Source organism: Mesorhizobium sp. INR15 (genome assembly GCF_015500075.1).
Classification (GTDB): domain Bacteria; phylum Pseudomonadota; class Alphaproteobacteria; order Rhizobiales; family Rhizobiaceae; genus Mesorhizobium.
The window spans coordinates 132,686-149,865 of the sequence record NZ_CP045496.1 but is presented as its reverse complement, the minus strand read 5'-3'; the positions used below and the strand labels follow the sequence as shown (position 1 = coordinate 149,865).

The following is a 17,180-nucleotide window of genomic DNA, read 5'->3' as shown; positions in this document are numbered from 1 at the left end:
CCTGAAATCAATAAAGCTGTTTCGTTGCTCGATAGAAATTTTCTATCGAGATCCTTCAGCCAACATTCTCTAGCCTAGCGATGAGCGTGGAAATCGTCCGCCAGCGCCATTGCCTCGTCCAGCAGCGCCGAAACGAGCGGCGTGTGCGGCTCGCGCGGTGCCGCCACCAGGCCGACCGTGTGGCTGGCATCCGGCTCGACGATCGGAATGGCGCGGATTGGTTCGGAAAAGCCGAAGGTTTCCGCGAGGTTAAGCGGCATGATCGACGACCATTTGCCGGTCCGGATGTGCGAAAACAGCACGATCATCGAATTGGATTCCAGCGTCGGCCGCACCTGCACGCCGGCCTCGGCCAGATGCTGGTCGATGATGCGGCGATTCTGCATATCCGGCGTCAACAGGCAGAGCGGCAGGCTGCTGAGCTCGGCCCATGTCACTTTGTCGCGATCGGAATAGGGATTTCCCATGGCGGTGATCAACTGGTAGCGCTCGTCATAGAGCGGCACGCTGGTCACCCGCCCGAGCGGCTCGTTGTCGAGATAAGTTATGCCGGCATCGATGTCGAAATTGCCGAGCAGCGACAACACCTCGATCGAGGTGCGCGACAGAACCGAGAACGTGACGCCGGGGTGCTTTTCGCGAAACGGTGTCGTCAGGCGCGGCAGCATGGCGAGCGCCGTCGGAATGGCGGCGATGCGGATGCGGCCGGAAAGGCCGTGGCGCGCCGCGCGCATCTCCTCGCGCATCGTCCTGGTGTCGCCGACGATGCGGCGTGCCCACACAAGCACCTGCTTGCCCTCGGGCGTCAGCCCCTGGAAGCGCGAGCCGCGCAGAACCAGCATGACACCGAGCTGGCCCTCCAACTGCTTGATGCCTGCTGACAGCGTTGGCTGCGTCACGCCGCACACTTCGGCCGCCCGGCCGAAATGCTCTTCCCTGGCCAGTGCGATGAAGAATTCGAGCTTGTCGATCATGATTGTGAGGCTGCCATAGCCGCAGGCGCCTGTCAGCGCCAAAGCGATCACTTGGTTCTGTTCTGAAACTGCATTATCTCAGACGCCGAAAGCCTGAGGAAAAAATATGCCTGTCACCAAAGAAATCGTCACCAAGGAAATCGTCACCGAGCGTCTGAAAACGGTCAACGGACCGGATTTCACCAGCAATATCGTCGACCTCGGCATGGTCTCGGAGATTTTCATTGCCGACGGCAAGGTTTTCTTCTCGATTACCGTTCCTGCCGCCCGCGCCCAGGAGATGGAGCCGCTGCGTGCCGCTGCCGAGCGCGTCGTCAAGGCGATACCCGGTGTCACCGGCGCGGTCGTTGCGCTGACCGCTGAGAAAAAGGGCGGCGGCATGGAAGCGCCGGTTCCGTCGCGCCCGGTTCCAAGGCCCGCGCCGCCGGCTCCGCCCGCCGCGCCACGCGCTGCCGCACATGCACCCGCTCCGCATGCTCCTGCCTCGCACAGCCAGGGCAAGCGCGGCGTACCGGGCATCGAGGCGATCATCGCCGTCGCTTCCGGCAAGGGCGGCGTCGGCAAGTCGACCACCGCCGTCAACATCGCGCTTGGCCTCGCCGCTAACGGCTTGCGGGTCGGCGTGCTTGACGCCGACATCTACGGTCCCTCCATGCCACGGCTCCTGAACATCCATGGCCGGCCCGAGACCGTCGATGGCAAGATCTTGAAACCCATGCAGAATTACGGCCTCAAGGTGATGTCGATGGGCTTCCTCGTCGATGAGGAGACGCCGATGATCTGGCGCGGACCCATGGTCATGTCGGCGCTGACGCAGATGTTGCGCGAGGTCGAATGGGGTCCGCTCGACGTGCTCGTCGTCGACATGCCGCCCGGCACCGGCGACGCACAATTGACCATGGCCCAGCAAGTGCCATTGGCCGGCGCGGTTATTGTCTCAACGCCGCAGGATCTCGCCCTGATCGATGCGCGCAAGGGCCTCAACATGTTCAAGAAAGTCGATGTGCCGCTGCTCGGCATTGTCGAGAACATGAGCTATTTCGTCGCTCCCGACACCGGCAAACGTTATGACATTTTCGGTCATGGCGGCGCCCGCCGCGAAGCCGAGCGTCTCGAAGTGACCTTTCTAGGCGAAGTGCCGCTCGAAATGGGTATCCGCGAAAGCTCGGACGCCGGCACGCCGGTGGTCGTTTCGAAGCCCGATGGCGCCGAAGCCAAAATCTATCGGGATATCGCCGGAAAGGTCTGGGACCGGGTCAATGAAGAGCGCGCCGCCGCCGCAGCCGCCGTGCCGAACATTGTTTTCGAGTAGCGGAGCGGAATTACGCCGCGCCAACCTTCTCGCCAAAGGTCGAGAAGAACTGGCCGGCGAGCTTCTTCGAGGTTGATTCGATCAGCCGGCTGCCCAACTGGGCGATCTTGCCGCCGACATCGGCCTTCGCGGCATATCTGAGGATCGTCGCATCCGGCCCGTCTGATGTCAGCGTCACGTCGGCGCCGCCCTTGGCAAAGCCGGCGATGCCACCCTTGCCTTCACCTTGGATGGTGTAGGAATTGGGCGGATTGAGGTTCTTCAACGTCACCTCGCCATTGAATGTCGCCTTGATTGGCCCGATCTTCACCACAACGGTCGCCGCCATCTCGGTCGGCGACTTCCTCTCGAGACTCTGGCAGCCGGGAATGGTGGCCTTCAGCACCGCCGGATCGTTCAGCGCTTCCCACACCTTCTGGATGGGAGCCGCGATGCGTTCCTCGCCTTCGATCACCAAAGCCATCAAGATCCTCCCAGGCGCTATTCAGAAAAGGACTAACGCACAGTCTGGCACCTGTCTATCACACCAAAGTCCGGTTGCGGCGGTGCGCCCTCTTGCCTGCTCTCGCGCGTTGCCATATCGATTTGTCTTACAAATACGGAGATCATGATGGCAGGCGCCCCCACCAGAAAGAAAAAATTCCGCTCGCAGGAGTGGTTCGACAATCCCGACAATCCGGGAATGACGGCGCTTTATCTCGAGCGTTACCTCAATTACGGGCTGACGCGCGCCGAGTTGATGTCGGGCAAGCCGCTGATCGGCATTGCCCAGACGGGGTCGGATCTTTCGCCATGCAACCGCCATCACATCGAACTCGCCAAGCGGGTGCGTGAGGGCATTGTGTCGATGGGCGGCATTCCATTCGAGTTCCCATGCCATCCGATCCAGGAAACCGGCAAGCGCCCGACCGCGGCACTTGACCGCAACCTCGCTTATCTCAGCCTGGTCGAGGTACTCTACGGCTATCCGCTCGATGGCGTCGTGCTGACCATCGGCTGCGACAAGACCACGCCGGCGCTGCTGATGGCCGCCGCCACCGTCAACATTCCCGCCATCGCCCTGTCGGTCGGCCCGATGCTCAATGGCTGGCACAAGGGCAAGCGCACCGGTTCCGGCACCATCGTCTGGGAATCGCGCCAGCGCCTCTCGGCCGGCGAGATCGGCTATGAAGAGTTCATGGACATCGTCGCGTCCTCGGCGCCGTCGACCGGCTATTGCAACACCATGGGCACCGCCACCACGATGAATTCGCTGGCCGAAGCGCTCGGCATGCAACTGCCCGGTTCCGCCGCCATTCCAGCACCCTATCGCGAGCGCGGCCAGATTTCCTACGAGACGGGCAAGCGAATCGTCGAGATGGTGCATGAGGACCTGAAGCCGTCCGACATCATGACCCGCAAGGCTTTCGAGAACGCCATCGTCGTCAATTCAGCCATTGGCGGTTCGACCAACGCACCGATCCATCTCAACGCCATCGCCCGCCATCTCGGCGTGCCGCTCGACAACGACGACTGGCAGAAGATCGGCCACAAGGTGCCGCTCATCGTCAACCTGCAGCCGTCGGGCGAATACCTCGGCGAGGACTACCACCATGCCGGCGGCGTGCCAGCTGTCGTGGCGGAACTGATGAAGGCAGGCTTGCTGCCCTATCCCGAAGCCATGACCGTCAATGGCAAGTCGATGGGCGACAATTGCCGCGATGCCGTCAATGAAAACACCGACGTCATCCGCACCGTCGCCGAGCCGCTGAAGGCCAATGCCGGCTTCATCAATCTCCGGGGCAACCTGTTTGATTCCGCGATCATGAAGACCAGCGGCATCTCGCCGGAATTCCGCGAGCGCTATCTGTCCAATCCGAAAGACCCCGAGGCTTTCGAAGGTAATGCCATGGTCTTCGACGGGCCTGAGGACTACCACGCCCGCATCGACGATCCCGCGCAAGGCATCGACGAACACACGATCCTGTTCATGCGCGGCGCCGGCCCGATCGGCTATCCCGGCGGTGCCGAGGTGGTCAACATGCAGCCGCCGGCCTACCTGATCAAGAAGGGCATCCATGCACTGGCCTGCATTGGTGACGGCCGCCAGTCAGGCACGTCAGGCTCGCCATCGATCCTCAATGCTTCGCCCGAAGCCGCTATTGGTGGTGGATTGGCATTGCTCAAGACAGGCGATCGCGTCCGCATCGATCTGCGCAAGGGCACCGCCGACATCCTTGTCACCGATGACGAGATTACGCGGCGCCGCGCCGAACTGCAGAATGATGGCGGCTATCACTATCCAAAGCATCAGACGCCCTGGCAGGAGATCCAGCGCGGCATGGTCGCCCAGTTCTCGGAGGGCATGGTGCTGAAACCGGCGGTGAAGTACCAGGACGTGGCGCATACCAGCGGTGTTCCAAGGGACAATCACTGAGCGCTGTTTCACGACTGCCAGACAAATCGCAAACGGCGGCTTCAAGCCGCCGTTTGATCAGGCATGGGCGGGGTTAGGGCAGGAGCACCAGGTTCAGTTCTTGCGCCCATCCGGGTCGCCCTTGCTCTGGATTTCCTTGAGATAGTCGGCCATGCGGTCGAAGCTGCCTTCCCAGAACTGACGATAGTGCTCCAGCCAACCGGCCACATCCTTGAGCGGGCCGGCTTCGAGCCGGCATGGCCGCCACTGCGCCTCGCGGCCGCGCGTGATGAGGCCGGCATTTTCCAGCACCTTGAGGTGCTTGGAGACAGCCGGCAGGCTCATGTCGAAAGGCGCCGCCAGCTCGTTCACTGTCGCTTCGCCTAACGTAAGTCTTGCCAATATGGCGCGCCGAGTGGGATCGGCCAGCGTGGCGAAAGTCTTGGAAAGGTGGTCTGTCGGCATTGCGGTCATCCTTTGACCAGCGCCTTGCGTAAGTCGCCGGTTACATATTTATTTCATTCTGTTGCGCCCTTCACCAAGCCGCCGGAGGTGGGGCGCACGAGCATCTGGCCCGCCGGCGATCTTGCGCAGCACAATGGTAGATTGTTCGCTCTTTTTGATTAACTTATTAGTTAAATAAATCTAGAACATTTCCCTGTCAACTCACTCGGCAGTTGCCGAAGAGCGTGCTTGCCCGCGCGTTAAACGCGTCTCGCGGCAGCCGCTGAAGCACAGGATTGCCCTTGACAGGCGAGGGCGGGAAATCCACCATCAGGCCAAGGGGTGCATCGCGACGACCCCGTGAGGCGTCAGCCCAACGTTCGCGTCCAAGCTTCTCACTTCAGGAGGTGGACGCCATGCCGTCAACAACCGCTATAACCGTACCGCAGCTGAGCCGCCTGATCGGCTTGCCGGGCGCGCCCACGCTCGTCGATGTTCGCATAGACGACGATTACGATGCCGACCCGCGCCTGCTGCCGGCCTCGCTGCGCCGTGACTTCAAGACCGTCTCGGCCTGGGCGGCCGAATTCACTGGCCGCCGGGTGGCGGTTGTTTGCCAGAAAGGCCAGAAACTTTCGCAAGGCGTGGCCGCGTGGCTGCGCAATGAAGGAGTTCTGGCCGAATCCCTTGAGGGCGGCTTTGAGGCATGGCGCGACGCCAAGGGACTTTTGCTCCATGCCCGCAAGCTGCCGCCTCGCGATGACAAGGGCCGCACCGTGTGGGTGACGCGGGCCCGCCCGAAAGTCGATCGCATTGCCTGTCCGTGGCTGATCCGGCGTTTCGTCGATCCGCGCGCCGTATTTCTCTTCGTCGAGGCGAGCGAGGTGCCGGCGGTTGCCGATCGGTTTCAGGCGGTTCCGTTTGATATCGATGCCGTGTTCTGGAGTCACCGTGGCGAGCGCTGCACTTTCGATACGATGATCGAGGAGTTTGGCCTCGAATCCGAAGCGCTCGATCGTCTCGCCACCATTGTGCGGGCGGCCGATACCGCCAGCCTTGACCTGGTTCCTCAGGCGGCTGGGTTTCTGGCAGCCTCGCTTGGCCTGTCGCGGATGTTTCGCGATGATCTGGAGCAACTGGAGGCTGGCATGTTGCTCTACGATGCGTTTTTCCGCTGGTGCCGCGACGCCAGCGAAGAAACGCACAACTGGCCGTCCGGGAGCAAGGTATTATGAGCGTGGCGGCTTCGGAAACGCGGGCGCCTGCGTTTGACATGCCGGCGGTGCCGACATTCGGCGAAGCCGTGAAAGTCTGGGCCCGGATCGGGTTGCTCAGCTTCGGCGGGCCGGCCGGGCAGATCGCACTCATGCACAAGGAACTGGTCGAGGAGCGGCGCTGGATAGGCGAGCAGCGTTTTCTACATGCCTTGAATTACTGCATGCTGTTGCCGGGTCCGGAAGCCCAGCAGCTCGCCATCTACATCGGCTGGCTGTTGCACCGAACGAAAGGCGGTCTGGTCGCCGGCATTCTCTTCGTCGTGCCCGGCGCACTTGTCATGCTCACCTTGAGTATCCTCTACGCGTTGTATGGCAACGCACCGCTGGTCGAGTCGCTGTTTTTCGGGGTGAAGGCGGCGGTGCTCGCCGTTGTCGTCGAGGCGGTGATCCGCATCGGCCGCCGTGCCCTGAAAAATCGGCTGATGGTATCGATAGCGCTTTGCGCCTTTCTCGCCATCTATGGGCTCAACATGCCTTTCCCGATCATCATCCTGCTTGCGGGACTGACGGGATGGATCGGAAGCCGGTTTGCGCCGGACCTGTTTTCCGGCACCGCGCATGGCAAGGGCGAAGTGCCAGATCTCAAGGGCGCGGTCGATCTGATGTTCGAGCGCGGTGAACTCGCCCACACCATACCGGCGAAATGGCATGCCCCGCGCAGCATTTTGGTCTGGCTGCCGATCTGGCTCGGCCCGGTGTTGCTGGTCTGGGCGATCACCGGATCCACCAGTGTGTGGACACAGATCGGCGGCTTCTTCAGTCTCATGGCGGTTGTCACCTTCGGCGGCGCTTATGCGGTCCTGGCCTATGTCGCCCAGGCCGCCGTCGGATCCTTCGGCTGGCTGGCACCTGGGGAAATGGTCGATGGCCTCGGTCTTGCCGAGACCACGCCAGGTCCACTCATCCTGGTTTTGCAGTTCGTCGGCTTCATCGCGGCCTTCCGTCACGCCGGATCGCTGTCTCAACTGCTTGCCGGCTCGCTGGGCGCGCTGCTCACCTTGTGGGCCACCTTCGTCCCTTGCTTCTTCTGGATATTCCTCGGCGCGCCCTACATCGAGGCCCTGCGCGGCAACAAGGCGCTTTCGGCGGCGCTCGGCGCCATCACCGCCGCGGTCGTCGGTGTCATCATGAACCTTGCTTTGTGGTTTGCCTTGCACGTCATTTTCCACGAGGTGCGCAAGATGGGCTTCGGCATGGACGTGCCGGTACTGTCGTCGATCGACTGGCGCGCCGCGCTGCTCTCTTGTGCCGCCATGATCGCCATTCTGAAGTTGAAGATCGGCATGTTGCCGACGCTTGCCGGCGCGGCCCTGGCCGGCGTCCTGTTGCTGGCAGCGAGTGGCTAGATACAATCTGTCTTTGTAATCCGGCGGCCAGCCACCTAACTGGTTGGAAACGGATCGGAACATCATGGCGAAACGACGCTCGTCCCTTGGCTTCCTCGGAATGTTCGGGCGCTCCGGCGACCTGAGGCAGCTCGACGATGCATTGCGTGGTGCCGACCTTCATCCAGCCCTTGTGCCGGAAGGCGTAAAACTCACCATCGTCAATCTGATGAAGGATCATTGGCCCAACGAGCCGCCATCGCGGGCCTATCCTGATGTGGCACGGCTGTTCAGTTATTGCATCGCCGGGCAGGAAGCCTTCGAACGGTCCAATGGCCATGACCTGCGGCTCGACGCGGAACGCCGGATCGAAGCTGCGCTTGAAACCGGCGACAGTTTCGATGCGCAAATGGTGCTGATGACGCTGCACGCAAAACTGATCAACGCCGAAGTCGTCGAGCGCTACGGTCTGGCTGCCGGCTGAGGTGATCCGACCCGCTCCTAACCACCCATGCCGCTGCGCGGCAGGTGGATCAGATTGCCGAATCGGGCGCGCAGTTTGTCGTCGAGCAGCTTTGGTACGTGGCGCGGAAAGCGCTCGGCCAGAATGCGCTTCTTCTCGATGATCGCCCGTTGCAGGATGTCGGGCCGGCCCTTCTCGTTCCATTCCTTCGGTGAAAAACGGTCGCCGACGGCAGGATAGAAATATTCGGTCTGCATCAGCCGCAAGGTCTGCTCGTTGCCGAGATAGTGGCCTGGACCCTTCAGGCAGACATCGGCGATGGTGTCGAGCGACAACGATTCGTCAGTCACCTCAATGCCGCGCACGCAGCGAAGGCAATGGCCGAGCATGTCGTTGTCGATAATCAGGCTTTCGAGGCAGAAGCCGAGCAGCGAGGCATGCATGCCGGCTGATTCATAGACGAGGTTGAGGCCGGCAAGGCCCGCCATCACATTGGTGATGCCCTTTTCATAACCGGACTGGATATCGGGCAGTTTCGAATCCGTCATGCCGGCGGCCGAGCCGCCCGGCAAATCGTAGAACTGCGCCATCTGGGCGCAGGCCGCGGTCAGCACCGCCTGTTCGGCCGAGCCGCCCGACATGGCGCCGGTGCGCAAGTCCGATACGAAAGGCCATGTGCCGAAGATCGCCGGATGCCCCGGCTTGATGGCGTTGACATAGATGAGGCCGACCAGCACCTCGGCCACCGCTTGCACTACCGCGCCGGCAATCGCCGCCGGAGCCGTCGCGCCCGCCTGTCCAGCTGACAGCAGCAGGATCGGGATGCCGCCTTCGACGCAGGCTTCGAGAACGCCGCAGGCATCCTCGGCGAATTTCATCGGCGGCACGACGAAGCAGTTGGAGTTGGAGACGAACGGCCGGGCGCGGAAATTCTCCTCGCCGCCAGCGATCGCGTAGAGCATTTCAAGCGCCGGCTGCACGTTCTCGCGCACGGTGAAGGACGTGCCGACATGTTTCGACGTGCCCATGACACAGGCATAGAGCGTGTTGAAATCCATATCGAGCGGATCGGGAATGTCGCGCGGCACCATCGGCCGCTGGAAGAAATGAATGTTGTCGAGGCCATCGACGATACGCGCTGCGTCATAGATATCCTGCAGCAGCGACTCGCGGTACTCGCGCTTTTCGACATCGACCAGATGCACGGCGGCACCGGCGGTGCCGTAATGCACGCGTTTGCCCTGGATCACCATGTCGTGCTTGGGGTCCTGGCCGTGCAGGGTGAAATGCCGCGCGGCCTTCTTGATCGTGTCAAGGACCAGCGCGCGGGGGAAACGGAGGCGTCCGTCATCGCTGTAGCTGGCGCCGGCCTTGGTCAGGGCTTCGATACAGGACGGGATGGCATTGGCGAAGCCAACTGTTTCCAGCAGCGTCAGCACCGCCTCGTGGATGCGCTCGCGGTCATTTTCGCTGAGTGGCCCGTAGCTGCCGCCTTCAAGGCCGGCTCGCACTGGCCTAATGTCGTCGGCCAGCGGCGCTGCCCGCATGGCGCGGCGCGCTTCGCGCCCGCCGGAGCGTCTCGAACGTTGGTCCGCCGACACTTCCTGCTTCTCAACCACTGACATGGATGCACTCCACCTTTCTGAGAAGCAGAGCGCGGCGGTTGGTCCACCATCGGCTGCTTCTTCCCCTTTATGCCCCGACTATGCCGCCAGCATTGGCACAGCCTATGAGCCAGCCAGTCCGGTTGCATATGCCAGAGGGCTAAAGGACCAGAGCCGGTTTTGGGCGGCTCCGGTCAGGAGATCAGGCGGCAGCGGGCCTGCGTCCGGCGGCGGTGGCCAGCTCACGGATGCCTGGTTCGATGTGCTGCAGGGCAATCGAGGAGATGCCCAGGCGCATGAAACGTGAAGGCTTTTCAGTTCGATCGAAGAAACGGTCGCCAGGTTCGATGATGACGCTGCGCGAGGCGGCTGCCTCGGCCAGCCCGCGTGAGTCGGTGCCGCGCGGTCCTTCGAGCCAGAGCGACGTGCCGCCGGCCGAGTCGGTCGAACGCCATTCGGGCAGGAATGCCGAAATCGCATGGACCAGACGCTTGCGCCTTTCATCGAAGGCCGTCGACAGCCGCCGCACCAGCGCTTCGTGATGGCCAAGCGACAGGAACAGGGCAACGGCGCGCTGGTTGTTGGCCGGCGGGTGACGCAGCATGAAGCGGCGCAGCGCCCTGAGTTCGGAGATTAGTCCAGCGGAGGCGACGATGTAGCCAAGCCGCAGGCCGGGAGCCAGCGTCTTCGACATCGAGCCGACATAGACGACCCGGCCGGAACGGTCGAGGCTCTTCAACGCCTGCTGCGGTGCCTCATCGAGAAGCTGGCTGTCATAGCCATCCTCGATGATGATCTGGTTGTAGCGGTTGGCGCGCGACAGAAGATCCTGGCGGCGCTCCGCCGACAGCGGCACCATGGTCGGGCAATGGTGGCTCGGCGTGACGAAGACAAAGCCGGAATCATTGGGAATAGAACTGGTTACGATGCCGGACTGGTCGACCGGAACCGGCTCGATCTCGGCGCCGGCGAGCCGGAAAATCGAACGGGCATCCGGATAGCCGGGGTCCTCCATCGCCACCTTGGACCCCTTGGTCATCAGCAGCGTCGCCAGCATGTAGAGCGCGTTCTGGGCGCCCAGCGTGACGATGATCTCATCTGGATTGGCGAAGATGCCGCGCCGCGGCAAAAGCCTTGCCTGGATCTGTTCGATCAGCAGCGGATCGTCGCGGTCGACCATGTCGGACGCCCAGTTGCGGATTTCGAGCACGGCAAGCGCCATGCGGTTGCACTCGCGCCATTCAGCCGTCGGAAACAGCGCCGGGTCGAACTGGCCGTAGACGAACGGGTAGGACGACTTGATCCAGTTCTCGTGCTTGGCCGGCGGCGGCATGTCGCTGGCGGCGATCTGGCGGCGCGCCTTCCAGTCAATCTCATTGGCCTGGTCGGGCGCCTTCTGGTGCGGTTTTGCCGGTGTCGCCAGCACGTCCGGATTGACGAAATGGCCACGCCGTTCGCGCGCCACCAGGAAGCCCTGGTCGACAAGCTGCTGGAATGCCAGCACAACCGTGCCACGCGCCACGCCGAGTTTTTCAGCCAGAATCCGGCAAGAAGGCAGTGGCATCGAAGCGGCGATCTGCCGGTCGAGAATGGCCGCTACGATCGCCTGGCGGATCTGCGCCTGCAAGGTCTGGCCGGATTCGGCCGAAATCCGGAACAGGCCGGACCATATGGCCGTGTCGTTTCGCTGTGGCATGGGAAATGTTCCTCGATGGCCAGCCTTTTTCGTTTGGCTGGACCAGTCGAATGTAACGGTGGCACAAGGTGTTGCGCCAATCAATTTTTCTGATCGCTGGGATTTATGCCAGTGATCCATCGCGCGACGCGCAGCGTTGTCCGCCCCTGCGTTACGTCATGCGTCATCCCGGCGTATTGAACCGGATGGAATTCGGCTCAATAGTTTTGCCGCGACGACACGTGCCGGAAACATGCGGTCTGTTATGGTGCCGCCGAAAAGCCCCAGGAGTCCCCCGCCAGTGGATCAATCTTCCTTCCAGAAACAACTTGCCGCCTTGCGTGAGCATCGCGCGGCTGCCTCCGGTACCATGCGGGAGGCCTTCGCCGCCGATCCGCAAAGGTTCGAGAAATTCTCGGCCATCGACGACGACCTTTTGCTCGACTGGTCGAAATGTGCCGTCGACGCACAGACCATGAATCTTCTTGAAAAGCTGGCCGAGGCCGCCGACCTGGACGGCCGCCGCGCCGCGATGTTTTCAGGCAAGAAGATCAACATCACCGAAGACCGCGCCGTGCTGCACACCGCGCTGCGCAATCTGACCGGCAAGGGCGTCACGGTCGACGGCCAGGACGTGAAGGCGGACGTGATCGCCGTGCTCGATGCCATGGGCGTCTTCGCCGACGCGGTGCGCTCGGGCAAGGCGACAGGCGCCACCGGCAAGAAGATCACCGACATCGTCAACATCGGTATTGGCGGCTCCGACCTTGGGCCGGCCATGGCGACGCTGGCGCTGGCGCCCTACCATGACGGACCGCGCGCGCATTATGTCTCGAACATCGACGGCGCCCATATCCATGACACGCTGAAGGACCTGTCGGCCGAGACGACGCTGTTCATCGTCGCGTCGAAGACCTTCACCACCGTCGAGACGATGACCAATGCCGAGACGGCGCGCAAATGGGTGCAGAAGGCGCTCGGCAAGGAAGCGGTCGGCAAGCATTTCGCCGCCGTTTCGACGGCGCTCGATCTGGTGGCGAAATTCGGCATCGAAGCCGATCGCGTCTTTGGCTTCTGGGACTGGGTCGGCGGCCGCTACTCGCTCTGGGGCGCCATCGGCCTTCCGGTGATGATCGCCATCGGTCCGAAGAACTTCCGCGCCTTTCTCAATGGCGCGCACGAGATGGACGAGCATTTCCGCACCGCGCCGCTGGCCAGCAACCTGCCGGCGCTGCTGGGGCTGGTCGGCTGGTGGCACCGGGTAATCTGCAAATACCCGGCTCGCGCGGTCATTCCTTACGACCAGCGTCTGTCGCGGCTGCCCGCCTATCTGCAGCAGCTCGATATGGAATCGAACGGCAAGAGCGTCACCCTGGAGGGCGGAGCGGTAATGACGCCGACCGGACCGCTGGTCTGGGGCGAGCCCGGCACCAACGGCCAGCACGCCTTCTTCCAACTGCTGCACCAGGGCACGGATTTCATCCCGGTCGAGTTCATTGCCGCAGCCGTCGGCCATGAGCCGGATCTGAAGCATCAGCACGATCTGCTGCTGGCCAATTGCCTGGCGCAGTCGGAGGCCCTGATGAAGGGCCGCACGCTGGAGGAAGCGCGCGCGCAGATGCTGGCCAAGGGCATGAAGCCGGCCGAGGTCGACAAGATCGCCCCGCACCGCGTCTTCTCTGGCAACCGGCCATCGTTGACGATCCTCTACAGGAAGCTCGATCCGCGCACGTTCGGCCGCGTGATCGCGCTCTACGAGCACCGCGTCTTCGTCGAGGGCACGCTGTTCAACATCAACTCCTTCGACCAGTGGGGTGTCGAGCTTGGCAAGGAGTTGGCGACCGGCCTGCTGCCTGTCGTGGAAGGCAAGGAGAGTGCCGCAAAGCGGGACGCCTCGACCGCCGGTCTGGTGGGATACATCCACCACTTGCGTGGATCGGAGTGAGCAGTTTGTCAGAAATTAAGGGAATATTGTTCGACAAGGACGGGACACTTGTCGACTTCAACGCGACATGGCTCGGCGTGGCCGATTTCATGGCCATGGATGCAGCGGATGGCGACCGCTGGAAGGCCGACAGATTGCTCGCGGCGGCAGGTTTCGACTTTGCTAGCAAGAGTTTCAAGCCGGACTCGATCTTTGCCTCCGGCACCAATCTCGACGTTGTCGAGTTGTGGTTTCCGCGGCTGTCCAACGAAGACCAGATGCTGGCCGTCGCCCGCTTCAACGACATCACGGCGGTGCAAGGGTCGAAGATGGCGGTGGCATTGCCCGGCATCATCGAGACGCTCGGTGTCCTGCACAGGAAATCCTATCGGCTGGGCGTTGCAACCAACGATTCCACCAGCGGTGCGGAAAAGACATTGGCCACGTTGGGTGTCGCCCAACTGTTCGACGCTGCTTACGGCTACGACGCCGTCGCCAATCCCAAACCCGCGCCCGATACGATCCTGGCCTTCTGCGATCTCACCGGCTTGAAGCCGTCGGCGATCGCCATGGTTGGCGACAACCGCCATGATCTTGAAATGGCGCGGGCCGGCGGCTGCGGCCTGGCAGTGGGCGTGCTCTCCGGCACCGGAACGCGCGAGTCGCTGTCGCAGATCGCCGACGTCGTTCTGGATTCAGTTGCCGATCTGCCAGACTTTCTTTCGGCGAAGGTCAAGGAGACAATCTGATCAGCTGATCAGGCGAGCAATGTCGTTGCTCGCCTCATCGCTACAGATTTGGCTCGATCGAAAAGACGCCGCTTGGCTTCCGCGCGGTGTCTTTCGCCTCACCGAAATCCGGCACCGTGTATTCGGCCAGCAGGCGAAGGCGCTGATACGGCAGATAGGCGCGGCCGGGGTCGCCAATCAGCACCTCGATGCCGGCGGCAAGGCAGCGATCGAGGAAGGGCATGACGCGGTCGGCGACGTCCCGCGCATAAAACACGTCGCCGGCGGTGACGATATCAACCTCGGGCGGCATGCCGGCAGTGATGTCGCCTGCAATCACCGTCAAAGCGACACCATTTGCCGCTGCATTGAGACCAAGCGCGGCAACGCCATTGCGATCAATCTCGGCGGCAATGACGGAACGCGCGCCCGACTTCGCCGCCGCAATGCCGACCAGGCCGGAGCCGGCGCCGAGGTCGAGCACGCGTCTGCCCTTCACTGTCTGTGGTTGATCCAGAATATAGCGCGCCAGCACGGCGCCACCGGCCCAGGGATAGGCCCAGTACGGTGGCTGCGGCTCAGGTTCGTCGTCCGACTCGATTGCGTCGGCGTCAACGTCGAGGCTTGGACGGGATTCGGTAAGCCGCCTCAGGCCGCTTGCCGGATGGGCCGTGTAAAGCTGGATTTCGGGGATCGACGGAACCGGGGCGATGCGCATGTTCGCCCGGATGAACGCGACGGCGTCGGGGCGTGGATGCGCATCCACGGCGCTGGCGCGATCATCGTCTGCTGTCACTCCCGCAACGCCCGCCGCAGGATCTTGCCGACCGGCGTCTTCGGCAATTCCGTCCTGAATTCGATATATTTGGGCCGCTTGTAGCCGGTCAGGTTCTCGCGGCAGAAAGCGGTCAGCGCCTCGGCTGTCAGGGCCGAGTCCTTTTTGACGACGAACAGTTTCGGCACCTCGCCCGAATGCTCGTCCGGTACGCCGATCGCCGCCACTTCGAGCACGCCCGGGTGCATGGCCACGACTTCCTCGAGTTCGTTCGGATAGACGTTGAAGCCCGAGACGAGGATCATGTCCTTCTTGCGGTCGACGATCTTGGTGTAGCCGCGCGCGTCCATGAAGCCCATATCGCCCGACTTGAAGAAGCCGTCCCTGGTCATCACCTTGGCGGTCTCGTCCGGCCGGTTCCAGTAGCCGGCCATCACCTGCGGCCCCTTAATGCAGATTTCGCCGACTTCGCCGAGCGGCAGATTGTTGCCGTCGTCGTCGCGAATGGCGATCTCCGTCGAAGGCAGCGGCAGGCCGATCGTGCCGGTGAAGTCGCCAGCGCTGAATTTGTTGGCCGTTGCCACCGGCGACGTTTCGGAGAGCCCGTAGCCCTCGGTGACCGGACAGCCGGTCAGCGCCTTCCAGCGCTCGGCGACGCCCTTCTGCACCGCCATGCCGCCGCCAAGCGTCAGCACGAGCGGCTTGAAGTCCAGCTTGCGGAAATCCTCATTGTTGAGCAGCGCGTTAAACAGCGTGTTGAGGCCGGGGAAGACATGTATCGGATACTTCCCGAGTTCCTTGACGAAGCCGGGAATGTCGCGCGGGTTGGGGATGAGCACGTTGCGGGCGCCTTGCTGCATGCCCATCAGCGCGTTCACCGTCAGCGCGAAGATATGATAGAGCGGCAGCGCGCAGATGAAGTTGGGATGCGCCGGCTTCGGCTTGATCGTATAGGCGTCTTCCATCCACAGCGCGTTCTGGACGACATTGGCCAGCACGTTGCTGTGCAGCAGCGTCGCGCCTTTCGACACGCCGGTGGTGCCGCCGGTATATTGCAGGAAGGCGACATCGTCGGCCGCCGTCTTCACCGGCTTGAAGCTCATGCCGGCGCCGGCCTTCAAGGCGGCATTGAACTTGACATGGCCGGGCAACGCCCAGGCCGGCACCATCTTCTTCACGCGGCGCACGACGAAGTTGACGATCGTTCCTTTCAGGCCGCCGAGCATGTCACCCATCGCCGCGACCACGACATGCTTGACCGCGGTCCTGGCAATCACCGCTTGCAGCGTGTTGGCGAAATTCTCGAGAATGACGATGGCTTGTGCGCCGGAATCCTTGAGCTGGTGCTCCAGTTCGCGCGGCGTGTAGAGCGGGTTGATGTTGACCACGACATAGCCGGCGCGCAGCACCGCCATCATCGCCACCGGATATTGCAGCACATTGGGCATCATCAGCGCGACGCGCGCGCCCTTTTGCAATCCCTTCGATTGCAGATAGGCGCCGAAGGCTGCCGACTGCCGCTCGACCTCGGCATAGCTGATGGATTTGTCCATGCAGGTGAAGGCGGGCTGCGCGGAATACTGCTTGCAGGCGGCAACGAGAAAATCGCCGATGGAACTGTAGGGCAAGGTCCCGACCTCGGCGGGAACGTTCTTCGGATAGCTTTTCAGCCACGGCTTGTCCGGCAGTCCGGCGGCAAGTGCTGTCAGTGTTTTTGGCAGCGCCTTGGCCGGAGCCGTCGCGGGCTTTGGGGCGGACTTGGCTGCGACTGGCGCCGCCTTCGCCGGTTGGGCCTTGGCCGTCGCGGTCTTGGCAGCCGGCTTGGCGGCTGCCTTGGTGGTGGCGGCTGTCTTTCCGGCAGCTGGCTTCGCCGGCGCTTTTGGTTTGGCGGCAACAGACTTGGTCGCCGGGGCTTTTCGCTTGTCGGGGCCGGCGGCCGGTTTCGAAACAGCTTTGGCCGGTGCCTTGGCTGGAACCGTCGTCCTGGGTGTCTTTGCCACCTGTGCCTCCCTCAAACGTTCTTGTTCGTTGCCTCGTGCCGCGTTCGTCTCCAATGACAGAGACGTCCTCCGCTGCTGCCCGTAGGCATCTATGTATTGCGACAATCGGCAGCCGTGCAAGTCTGCCCCAGCGGCAGCAACGGAAAGATTTGCCGCCAAAAGTCTTTCGGCTGATGGCGCGGCTCGATCAGTATCTGTTCATCATGGCGATGGGCCGAGGGCCATGCTCAGCCAGTAGCGCCCACAGCCGAGATCAATAAAAAAATGCGGTCGTTAATAATATC

General features: G+C 62.5%; 14 protein-coding genes. 7 read left to right on the top strand and 7 right to left on the bottom strand.

The window, feature by feature from the left end; translation table 11 throughout:
• Positions 1-74 precede the first annotated feature (74 nt).
• Positions 75-974, bottom strand: coding sequence for a LysR family transcriptional regulator (locus GA829_RS00695; protein ID WP_195179468.1), 900 nt, complete (start codon positions 972-974; stop codon positions 75-77).
• A gap of 106 nt (positions 975-1,080) precedes the next feature.
• Between GA829_RS00695 and GA829_RS00690 the strand changes: the two genes are divergently transcribed.
• Positions 1,081-2,286 carry an Mrp/NBP35 family ATP-binding protein gene (locus tag GA829_RS00690; RefSeq protein WP_195176685.1) on the top strand — a complete coding sequence of 402 codons (1,206 nt, stop codon included), beginning with the start codon at positions 1,081-1,083 and terminating at the stop codon, positions 2,284-2,286.
• Positions 2,287-2,296: 10 nt separating this feature from the next.
• Here the strand turns inward: GA829_RS00690 and GA829_RS00685 are convergent, their stop codons facing one another.
• Positions 2,297-2,749: an SRPBCC family protein gene (locus GA829_RS00685; protein ID WP_195176684.1), complete on the bottom strand. Its 453-nt coding sequence runs from the start codon at positions 2,747-2,749 to the stop codon at positions 2,297-2,299.
• Positions 2,750-2,896: 147 nt separating this feature from the next.
• Here GA829_RS00685 and GA829_RS00680 point away from each other — a divergent pair, with 147 nt between their 5' ends.
• On the top strand, positions 2,897-4,702 hold the full coding sequence (locus tag GA829_RS00680; protein WP_195176683.1) for an IlvD/Edd family dehydratase: 1,806 nt from the start codon (positions 2,897-2,899) through the stop codon (positions 4,700-4,702).
• A 93-nt stretch (positions 4,703-4,795) separates the two neighbouring features.
• Here the strand turns inward: GA829_RS00680 and GA829_RS00675 are convergent, their stop codons facing one another.
• Positions 4,796-5,146: an ArsR/SmtB family transcription factor gene (locus tag GA829_RS00675; RefSeq protein WP_195176682.1), complete on the bottom strand. Its 351-nt coding sequence runs from the start codon at positions 5,144-5,146 to the stop codon at positions 4,796-4,798.
• Between the two features lie 395 nt (positions 5,147-5,541).
• On the opposite strand from GA829_RS00675, the gene GA829_RS00670 reads away from it, so the two are divergent.
• The 3 genes from GA829_RS00670 to GA829_RS00660 all read left to right on the top strand — a co-directional run bounded on the left by GA829_RS00670 (position 5,542) and on the right by GA829_RS00660 (position 8,211).
• The gene (locus GA829_RS00670; protein ID WP_195176681.1) at positions 5,542-6,360 is read left to right on the top strand and encodes a chromate resistance protein ChrB domain-containing protein; all 819 of its coding nucleotides are present in this window, start codon (positions 5,542-5,544) and stop codon (positions 6,358-6,360) included.
• On the top strand, positions 6,357-7,748 hold the full coding sequence (gene chrA, locus GA829_RS00665; RefSeq protein ID WP_195176680.1) for a chromate efflux transporter: 1,392 nt from the start codon (positions 6,357-6,359) through the stop codon (positions 7,746-7,748). Before GA829_RS00670 ends, chrA begins: the two co-directional genes overlap by 4 nt.
• A gap of 64 nt (positions 7,749-7,812) precedes the next feature.
• On the top strand, positions 7,813-8,211 hold the full coding sequence (locus tag GA829_RS00660; RefSeq protein ID WP_195176679.1) for a hypothetical protein: 399 nt from the start codon (positions 7,813-7,815) through the stop codon (positions 8,209-8,211).
• 17 nt (positions 8,212-8,228) lie between these two features.
• Here GA829_RS00660 and GA829_RS00655 read toward each other — a convergent pair whose 3' ends face one another.
• Complete coding sequence (locus tag GA829_RS00655; RefSeq protein ID WP_195176678.1) at positions 8,229-9,815, bottom strand: trimethylamine methyltransferase family protein; 1,587 nt, start codon at positions 9,813-9,815, stop codon at positions 8,229-8,231.
• A gap of 181 nt (positions 9,816-9,996) precedes the next feature.
• Complete coding sequence (gene pdxR / locus GA829_RS00650; protein WP_195176677.1) at positions 9,997-11,490, bottom strand: MocR-like pyridoxine biosynthesis transcription factor PdxR; 1,494 nt, start codon at positions 11,488-11,490, stop codon at positions 9,997-9,999.
• Between the two features lie 280 nt (positions 11,491-11,770).
• On the opposite strand from pdxR, the gene pgi reads away from it, so the two are divergent.
• On the top strand, positions 11,771-13,414 hold the full coding sequence (gene pgi / locus GA829_RS00645; protein ID WP_195176676.1) for a glucose-6-phosphate isomerase: 1,644 nt from the start codon (positions 11,771-11,773) through the stop codon (positions 13,412-13,414).
• A gap of 5 nt (positions 13,415-13,419) precedes the next feature.
• Positions 13,420-14,142: an HAD family hydrolase gene (locus GA829_RS00640; RefSeq protein ID WP_195176675.1), complete on the top strand. Its 723-nt coding sequence runs from the start codon at positions 13,420-13,422 to the stop codon at positions 14,140-14,142.
• A gap of 40 nt (positions 14,143-14,182) precedes the next feature.
• Here the strand turns inward: GA829_RS00640 and GA829_RS00635 are convergent, their stop codons facing one another.
• Positions 14,183-14,839 carry a class I SAM-dependent methyltransferase gene (locus GA829_RS00635; RefSeq protein ID WP_195179467.1) on the bottom strand — a complete coding sequence of 219 codons (657 nt, stop codon included), beginning with the start codon at positions 14,837-14,839 and terminating at the stop codon, positions 14,183-14,185.
• 74 nt (positions 14,840-14,913) lie between these two features.
• A complete protein-coding gene (locus GA829_RS00630) occupies positions 14,914-16,896 on the bottom strand; it encodes a long-chain fatty acid--CoA ligase (RefSeq protein ID WP_195176674.1) in 1,983 nt (660 codons plus the stop codon).
• Positions 16,897-17,180 lie beyond the last annotated feature (284 nt).